We start from the raw sequence: 6,991 nt of genomic DNA, 5'->3' as shown, positions 1-6,991 counted from the left end.
ACCCCCCACCCCCACAACACCGGAAGAGATCGACGAGATCATGGCGAACAACCACCGCAGGAAGCTCTTCACCACCCGCCGGTCCCTCATCGGCGGGATCAGCGCCGGCGTGCTGGTCGCGGGCGCGCTGACCACGACGTCGATGATGTCGCCCGCGTCGGCCGCCGAGTGGCCCACGCCCAGCGACGACAGGCGGATCAGCGAGACGCAGGAGATCAGCGGCGAGGTCGACGGCGGCATGGTCCGCTACATCGGCGAGGGCGACCTCGGCGACGGCGGCCAGGACGAGGGCCAGCCGCCGATGTTCAAGCTGGCGGACGGCGCCACGCTCAAGAACGTCATCCTGGGCGCCCCCGCCGCCGACGGCATCCACTGCTCGGGGTCCTGCACCCTGGAGAACGTGTGGTGGGAGGACGTCGGCGAGGACGCGGCCACCTTCCGGGGCGGCAACGGCGCCACCTTCCAGGTCATCGGCGGCGGCGCCCGCAAGGCCGAGGACAAGGTCCTCCAGCACAACGGCGGGGGCACCCTGAAGGTCCGCGGCTTCGCCGTCGAGGACTTCGGCAAGCTCTACCGCTCGTGCGGCAACTGCTCCACCCAGTACGAGCGCCATGTCGAGCTCGACACCATCGAGGTCACGGCGCCCGGCAAGGACATCGTCGGCATCAACGAGAACTTCGGCGACACCGCCCGGCTGCGCAACATCACCGTCAAGGGCGACGGCGACCGGAGGATCCGGCCGTGCGTGCGGTGGCAGGGCAAGGAGGGCGGGGGCGAGCCGACGGAGTCCGGCTCCGGTCCCGACGGCCGGCACTGCCTCTACAGCGAGGGGGACATCTCCTACGAGTAGCGCCTGCCCCTGAGCGACCTGCGGCCCCTGCCCGGCGAACCCCACCGGACAGGGGCCGCCCCTTGCGGCAGCTACGCAGTCTGCTGGGGCGTGTCCGGCGGATCATGGTCGCCTCTGCCGGGGCTGCCGGGCAGGGGCTGCCCCGGCCCGTGCCGTGCGGACTGCGGCTGTCTCCCCCAAGCTCTCGGCTTCGCTCGAGCAGGGAGGTACCCCCATGGCCGGTCGCGCAGTTCCCCGCGCCCCTGACGGGGCACATCCGTGCGCCCCGCAAGGGGCGCGAGGAACTGCGCGGGCGACCACCGAACGCCCGCACCCTGCGGCGAAGCCGCACGGGGCAGCCCCCTGCCCAGCACCATCCGGGTGAACGCGGACGGGGGGCGTCATCCCATCGGCACGGTAGCCCTGCGGTGAGCGGCTAGAACTGGGGCGAGTCCGTTGTCTTTCGTGATTGCACCCAGGTGAGCCGATGATTGGTCGTATTCCCGTGCTCGACGTCCGCCCGCTCGTCGACTGCGGCAGCCGCCCCGCCAAGGCCGTGCCCGGCGAGACCTTCCAGGTCTCGGCCACCGTCTTCCGCGAAGGGCACGAGGACGTCGGCGCCAACGTGGTGCTGCGCGGGCCCGCGGGCCGCGCCGGGCCCTGGACGCCGATGCGCGAGCTGGCGCCCGGCACCGACCGGTGGGGCGCCGAGGTCACCCCGGACGCGGAGGGCCGCTGGACCTACGCCGTGGAGGCGTGGGGCGACCCGGTGCGCACCTGGCGGCGGCACGCGCGGATCAAGGTTCCGGCGGGTATCGACACCGAACTCACCCTGGAGGAGGGCGCGCTGCTGCACGAGCGCGCCGCCGAGCAGGTGCCCAAGCGGGAGGGGCGCGCGGAGGTGCTGGAGGCGGTGGACGGCCTGCGGGACGCCTCCCGGGACCCGGCCGCGCGGCTCGCCGCCGCGCTGGCGCCGGGGGTGGCCGCCGTGCTGGACCGGTATCCGCTGCGCGAGCTGGTGACCGCCTCGCGGGCCTACCCGCTGCAAGTGGAGCGGGAGCGGGCGCTGTTCGGCTCCTGGTACGAGATGTTCCCGCGCTCCGAGGGAGCCAGGGTGCGGGAGGGCGAGCGGCCGGTCAGCGGCACGCTGCGCACGGCGGCCGAGCGGCTGGACGCGGTGGCCGCGATGGGCTTCGACGTGGTGTACCTGCCGCCCGTCCACCCCATCGGGGCCACCCACCGCAAGGGCCCGGACAACGCGCTGACCGCCGGTCCGCACGACGTGGGCTCGCCGTGGGCGATCGGCTCGGCGGCCGGCGGGCACGACGCGCTCCACCCGGATCTCGGCACCTTCGCGGACTTCGACGCCTTCGTGGCGCGCGCCCGGGAGCTGCGGATGGAGGTGGCGCTGGACTTCGCGCTCCAGTGCTCGCCGGACCACCCCTGGGTCAGGGAGCACCCGGAGTGGTTCGCGCGCCGCGCCGACGGGAGCATCGCCTACGCCGAGAACCCGCCGAAGAAGTACCAGGACATCTACCCCCTCTCCTTCGACGCCGACCCGGGCGCGTACGCCGGGCTGGTGGCCGAGACGCTGCGGGTGCTGCGGTTCTGGATGGCGCGCGGCGTGCGGATCTTCCGGGTGGACAACCCGCACACCAAGCCGGTGGTGTTCTGGGAGAGGGTGCTGGCGGAGATCGCCCGCACGGACCCGGACGTGGTGTTCCTGGCGGAGGCGTTCACCCGGCCCGCGATGCTGCACACCCTGGCGAAGGTCGGCTTCCAGCAGTCGTACACGTACTTCACCTGGCGCACCGCCAAGCACGAGCTGACGGAGTACCTCACGGAGCTGACCGGCGAGTCCGCCGCCTATCTGCGGCCGAACCTCTTCGTCAACACGCCGGACATCCTGCACGCCTACCTCCAGGACGGCGGCCGCGCGGCGTTCGCGGCGCGCGCGGTGCTGGCGGCGACGCTGTCCCCGTCGTGGGGGATGTACGCGGGGTACGAGCTGTGCGAGAACACCCCGCTGCGGCCGGGCAGCGAGGAGTACCTGTCCTCGGAGAAGTACCAGCTGCGTCCCCGGGACTGGGCGGCGGCCGAGCGCGAGGGCCGCTCGCTGAGCGGGCTGATCACCACGCTCAACCGGCTGCGCCGCCGTCATCCGGCCCTGCGGCACCTTCGTGGCCTGCGCTTCCACCCCACGGACAACGAGCAGGTGCTGGCCTACTCCAAGCACTGCCGCACCCCGTACGCCGACACGGTGCTGATCGTGGTGAACCTCGACCCGCACCACACCCACGAGGCAACGGTGTCGTTGGACATGGCGCAGTTCGAAGCATCCGGACTGACCGCCGCTCAGATGAGCGGAGCGGATCCGCTCCCGGTGCGCGATGAGCTCACCGGCGAGACCTACCACTGGGGCAGGGACAACTATGTGCGCCTGGAGCCGGGGGGTGAGTCCCCCGCCGCGGCCCATATCTGCACCCTGCGACCGTCCTCACCGACCGGAGGGTCACCCACTCATGATCGTCAATGAGCCCGTTCCCGACACCTTCGAGGACACGCCCGCCAGGGACCGTGACCCGGATTGGTTCAAGCGCGCGGTCTTCTACGAAGTCCTGGTCCGCTCCTTCCAGGACAGCGACGGAGACGGTGTCGGCGACCTCAAAGGGCTCACCGCGAAACTCGACTATCTGCAGTGGCTCGGAGTCGACTGCCTGTGGCTGCCGCCGTTCTTCAAGTCCCCGCTGCGGGACGGCGGCTACGACGTCTCCGACTACACCTCCGTACTCCCCGAGTTCGGCGACCTCGCGGACTTCGTGGAGTTCGTGGACTCCGCGCACCAGCGCGGCATGCGGGTCATCATCGACTTCGTCATGAACCACACCAGCGACCAGCACCCGTGGTTCCAGGAGTCCCGGCGCGACCCGGAGGGCCCGTACGGCGACTACTACGTCTGGGCGGACGACGACAAGGCGTACCAGGACGCGCGCATCATCTTCGTGGACACCGAGGCGTCCAACTGGACCTTCGACCCGGTGCGCAAGCAGTACTACTGGCACCGGTTCTTCTCGCACCAGCCGGACCTGAACTACGAGAACCCGGCCGTCCAGGACGAAATCATCTCCGCGCTCCGCTTCTGGCTCGATCTGGGAATCGACGGATTCCGGCTGGACGCCGTGCCCTATCTGTACGCGGAGGAGGGCACCAACTGCGAGAACCTGCCGCGCTCCCACGCGTTCCTCAAGCGGGTGCGCGCCGAGATCGACGCCGGCTACCCGGACACCGTACTGCTCGCCGAGGCGAACCAGTGGCCGGAAGACGTCGTCGACTACTTCGGGTCGTTCGAGAGCGGCGGCGACGAGTGCCATATGGCATTCCACTTCCCGGTGATGCCCCGGATCTTCATGGCGGTGCGCCGCGAGTCCCGCTACCCGGTCTCGGAAATCCTGGCCAAGACGCCGCAGATCCCCTCCGGCTGCCAGTGGGGAATCTTCCTGCGCAACCACGACGAGCTGACCCTGGAAATGGTCACCGACGAAGAGCGCGACTATATGTACGCGGAGTACGCGAAGGACCCGCGTATGCGCGCCAACATCGGAATCCGGCGCCGCCTCGCGCCGCTGCTCGACAACGACCGCAAGCAGATCGAGCTCTTCACCGCCCTGCTCTTCTCGCTGCCCGGCTCACCGATCCTCTACTACGGCGACGAGATCGGTATGGGCGACAACATCTGGCTGGGCGACCGGGACGCCGTCCGCACCCCCATGCAGTGGACGCCGGACCGCAACGCGGGCTTCTCCTCCTGCGACCCCGGCCGGCTCTTTCTGCCCACCATCATGGACCCGGTGCACGGCTACCAGGTCACCAATGTCGAGGCGGCGATGAGCTCGCCCAGCTCGCTGCTGCACTGGACCCGGCGGATGATCGAGATCCGCAAGCAGAATCCGGCCTTCGGGCTGGGGACATACGAGGAGCTGTCCTCGTCCAATCCGGCCGTACTCGCCTTCCTCCGCGCGGTCCGGCTGCCGGAGGGCGGCGACGACCTGGTGATGTGCGTCAACAACTTCTCCCGGTTTCCGCAGCCGACCGAGCTCGATCTGCGGACCTGGCGCGGACGCGTTCCCGTGGAGCTCATCGGGGGCGTGCGGTTTCCGCCGATCGGCGAGCTGCCGTACCTGCTGACGCTCGCGGGGCACGGCTTCTACTGGTTCCGGCTGCGCCGCGCCTAGGGATTTCCCCGGTCGGGGCTGCCCCTTTGTCGGGGCTGCCCCTTTCCCGTGCTTCGCGAGGTGCGGGTGTGCCGTGGTCGCGCGCGCAGTTCCCCGCGCCCCTTCGGGGCACACGCGATCGCCCGGCACTCCCGCATCGAAGTGAATAACGCCGACACGTCCCGCGCGCCCGGACATCAATCCCAGCGATCCGGGACACTCTGCGTACCTTTCGTGTGCCCGGGGAAAGGACGCCATGGACGCCATGTCGGACAGCTCCTTGCCCCTCGCCGCCCCCGGTCCGGCGAGCGGAGCCGGTGGCGAGCCCCGGGGCAGGGCGCTGCTGCGCTCGCTGGCCCCGCTGCTCGTGGAATGGCTGCCGAGGCAGCGCTGGTTCGCGGGCAAGGGGCGGCCGCTGGCCGGGTTCTCGCTCGTCGCGGCGACCGAGCTGCTGCCGTGCGGGCCGGGCGGCGCGGCGGTGGGGCTGCTCCATCTGCTCGTCCGCGCCCGGCAGGGCGCGGCGCCCGCCGACACCGGCGACTGCTACCAGCTGCTGCTCGGCGTCCGCGAGGCGCTGCCGCCGGAGCTGGCCCCCGCGCTGATCGGCCGCCCCGGCTCCGGCACGCTGCGCGGCCGCGCCGTCTACGAGGCGCTGCACGACCCCCGCCTCACCGGCCTGCTACTCGAACGGCTGCGCGCCCCCGGGCGGCTCGGCCCGCTGCGCTTCGCCCGCGAGCCCGACGCGGTGATCCCCTCGGGCCTGCGCCCCAGCCCGCTGGACGCCGAGCAGTCCAACTCCTCGGTGGTCTACGGCTCCTCCTTCGTCCTCAAGCTCTTCCGCCGGGTCGACGTCGGCGTCAACCCGGACCTGGAGCTGCCGCTCGCGCTCGCCCGCTCCGGGTGCGGCCGGGTGCCCGCGCCGACGGCGTGGTTCGAGACACGCGAGACGTGCGAGGTGTGCGAGACGCACGATGCCTGCGCGGAGCCGTCCCACGCCGCCGGCACCCGCACCCTCGGGGTGCTCCAGCCGTTCCTGCCGGGCGCGACCGACGGCTGGCAGCTCGCGCTGCGCGCCCTCGCCGCGCGCCGCGACTTCACCGGCCCGGCCGGCGCGCTGGGCCGCACCACGGCGGAGGTGCACGCCGGGCTGGCCCGCGCGCTGCCCACCGCCGCGCTGGACGGGGCCCAACTGGAGCGGGTCGCCGGGGGCATGGCGGAGCGGCTGGACGCGGCCAGCGCTGCGGTGCCCGCGCTGCGCCCGTACCGTACGGCGCTGCGCGGCACCTTCCACGCGCTCGCCGAGCAGGGGCGGCGCGGCGACCCGCGCCCGGCCCAGCGGGTGCACGGCGATCTGCACCTCGGGCAGACCCTCCGCGCGGCGGACGGCCGCTGGACCCTGATCGACTTCGAGGGAGAGCCGGCCCGGCCGCTCGCCGAGCGGCGCGGGCACCACCCGGTGGCCCGCGACATCGCCGGGATACTGCGCTCCTTCGACTACGCCGCCTGCCAGCGCCCGGCACACGGCGGCTGCGAGCCGGACCCCGACGCGTGCGGCGACCCGTTCGCCCGCGGCTGGGCGGCGCGCAACCGGGCCGCGTACTGCGCGGGCTACGCGGCGGCCTGCGGGGTGGACCCGCGCGAGGACGCGGTGCTGCTGCGCGCCTACGAGACGGACAAGGCGGTCTACGAGGTGCTGTACGAGGCCCGCAACCGGCCCGCGTGGCTGTCCGTGCCGCTCTCCGCGATCCGCAGGCTCGCCGCCGAGAAACGTTCCCTCTCCGACTGACCCCGCCGCCGTGACTTGGAGGCCCACCCCCGTGAACGCCGACCGGCCGACCGCGTACATCCCCGCGACGTTCCTCCGCACCCCGTGGCGAGACCCGCGCACGGCCCGGACGCTCCCGGCCGCCACCGTCCTGGCCCGGAGGGCCGGGGCGCCCCCGCCCGCACC

The 6,991-nt window shown here is 72.4% G+C and carries 4 protein-coding genes; all 4 read left to right on the top strand.

The genetic code is table 11. From position 1 onward, the window contains the following. Positions 1–40: 40 nt before the first annotated feature. Entirely contained in the window at positions 41–850 is an 810-nt protein-coding gene (locus G5C65_RS27960) for a pectate lyase (protein WP_165301802.1), read from the top strand. A gap of 466 nt (positions 851–1,316) precedes the next feature. After that, a complete protein-coding gene (locus G5C65_RS27955) occupies positions 1,317–3,365 on the top strand; it encodes an alpha-1,4-glucan--maltose-1-phosphate maltosyltransferase (RefSeq protein WP_165301800.1) in 2,049 nt (682 codons plus the stop codon). Further along, positions 3,352–5,061: a maltose alpha-D-glucosyltransferase gene (gene treS / locus G5C65_RS27950; protein WP_165301799.1), complete on the top strand. Its 1,710-nt coding sequence runs from the start codon at positions 3,352–3,354 to the stop codon at positions 5,059–5,061. Before G5C65_RS27955 ends, treS begins: the two co-directional genes overlap by 14 nt. A 244-nt stretch (positions 5,062–5,305) precedes the next feature. Continuing rightward, the gene (locus G5C65_RS27945; protein ID WP_165301801.1) at positions 5,306–6,826 is read left to right on the top strand and encodes a maltokinase N-terminal cap-like domain-containing protein; all 1,521 of its coding nucleotides are present in this window, start codon (positions 5,306–5,308) and stop codon (positions 6,824–6,826) included. The last annotated feature ends 165 nt before the right edge of the window (positions 6,827–6,991 follow it).

It is taken from the genome of Streptomyces boncukensis (assembly GCF_011045075.1).
In the GTDB taxonomy this organism is placed as follows: Bacteria; Actinomycetota; Actinomycetes; order Streptomycetales; family Streptomycetaceae; genus Streptomyces; species Streptomyces boncukensis.
Note: the sequence above shows the minus strand (reverse complement) of the source record. Positions and strands in the feature narration are given on the sequence as shown.